2 protein-coding genes are annotated in these 1,935 nt (G+C 74.8%); both read right to left on the reverse strand.

The features are described 5' to 3' along the window. Positions 1–206: 206 nt before the first annotated feature. On the reverse strand, positions 207–1,451 hold the full coding sequence (locus tag AB0E62_RS39930; RefSeq protein WP_362206024.1) for a cytochrome P450: 1,245 nt from the start codon (positions 1,449–1,451) through the stop codon (positions 207–209). Next, positions 1,448–1,735 (reverse strand): amidohydrolase family protein, encoded by a 288-nt coding sequence (locus AB0E62_RS39935; RefSeq protein ID WP_362206027.1) that lies wholly within the window; start codon positions 1,733–1,735, stop codon positions 1,448–1,450. The genes AB0E62_RS39930 and AB0E62_RS39935 overlap by 4 nt, the downstream gene beginning before the upstream one ends. Positions 1,736–1,935: the final 200 nt, after the last annotated feature.

Consider the following 1,935-nt stretch of genomic DNA (forward strand, 5'->3'; position numbering starts at 1 on the left):
GCGACGCGGCCCACGCGGCGCCCGCCCACGCGGCGCCCGCCCACGCGGCGCCCGCCCACGCGGCGCCCGCCCACGCGGCGCCCGCCCACGCGGCGCCCGCCCACGCGGCGCCCGCCCACGCGGCGCCCGCACACGGTGACGCCGCACACAGTAGGGAGCGCGCGCCCCGGCCGCCAGACGCCGGCCGCCCTCGGTTCCGGACGCGCCTACCCGGCGGGGTCCAGGACGACCGGCAGCTCCGCCAGACCGCGGAAGGCCGGGAACGGCACCTCCAGCCACCGCGGCCCGGCGGCCGGGGCGGCCAGGGCCATCCGGGGGAACCGGCCGAACAGCAGCGTGAGGGCCAGCTGCGTCTCCAGCCGGGCCAGCGGGGCGCCCAGGCAGTAGTGGCTGCCGTGCCCGAAGCCGAGATGGGCGTCCTGCGCGTTGCCCGGCCGCGTCACGTTCAGCTCGTCGGGAGACTCGAACTTGGCGTGGTCGCGGTTGGCCGAGCTGAGCGCGATCTGGACCAGGGCGCCCTTGGGGATCAGGGTCCCGCCGTACTCCACGTCCTCGGTCGCGTAGCGGAACGTCGCGGACTCCACCGAGCCGTCGTAGCGCACCAGTTCCTCGACCGCCGCGCGGATCAGCTCCGGGTTCTCCCGTACGGCGGCCCGCTGCGCGGGGTGGCGCAGCAGATGGTGCACCGCGTTGCCGATGAGGTACGCGGTCGTCTTGTGGCCCGCGAACATCAGCAGGAAGGCCGTGGAGACCAGTTCGTTCTGGGTGAGCGAGCCGTCCTCGCCGTCGCGCACCGCGATCAGCGCGCTCAGCAGGTCGTCGCCCGGGCGCTTCCGCTTCGCGGCGATCAGCTCGGAGAAGTACCCGTGCAGGTCCTCCTCCGCCCGCTGCTGGGCCCGCTTGAACTCCTCGCCGAAACCGGTCTGCGCCACCGTGCTGGACAGCCCCTGCAACCGCGACCGGTCCCCGGCCGGCACGCCGAGCAGATCGCAGATCACGATGATCGGCAGCGGGAACGCGAACACGGGCAGCAGGTCGACGGCCTCCCGGGGCGGGCACGCGTCGAGCAGCTCGCGCACGATCTCCTCGATGCGCGGCCGCAGCGCCTGCACCCGCCGCGGCGTGAAAGCCGAGTTCACCAGCCTGCGCAGCCGGGTGTGCTTGGGCGCGTCCGAGTTGAGCATGTTGTCGTCCAGCGCGATGGACGAGTCCCCGAAGATCCTCCGGTAGGCGTCCATCGCCCCGTACATGTCCTTGCTCAGACGCGGATCCGACAGCGCGGCCCGCGCGTCCTCGTACCGGGTGATCAGATACGTCTCGTTGCCGTGCGGCGGCCGCATGGGGCAGACCGGCGCCTCGGCGCGCAGCCGGGCGTAGACGGCGTGCGGATCGCGGCGGAACTCGGGGGTGCACCGCTCGGCCGCGGCGACGGCCTCCTGCGTGGTGGTCACGGACGGCTCCTGAGGTCGAAGAGAGCTTGGGCGTTGCCGCCGAGGACGAGCTGCTGGGACGCCTTGTCGAGCGGCAGCTTCTCGATCATGTGGACGAAGTCCGCCAGCGGCGCGGCCATCGGCGGCGAGTCGGTGCCGAACAGCATCCGCTCCGGCCCCAGCACCTCCGCGTTCAGACTCAGGTGTGCCGCGCTGAACGGGCTGGTGTCGACGTACATGCGGCGCAGGGCGGCGGCGGGGTCGGGGGACGGGGGGAGGACGGAGTCCGGGGGAGCGGTGGGCACATGGCGCGGGCCGGGGGCGCGAGGGGCGCCGGACGCGCCGGGCGTGCGCGGGGCACCCGGCCCCCCGGCACCGTCGGGCCTGCCGGAGGGCGCGCCCCCGGCCCAGCCAGCAGGGCGACGACGCCGGCGCGCATCACGGCGTGGTCGTCGACCACGACGACCCGGATCCGGTCGGGGGCGGTGTCGGTCATCTGGTTCCT

Origin of the sequence: Streptomyces sp. NPDC038707 (assembly GCF_040636485.1) — a bacterium.
In the GTDB taxonomy this organism is placed as follows: Bacteria; Actinomycetota; Actinomycetes; order Streptomycetales; family Streptomycetaceae; genus Streptomyces.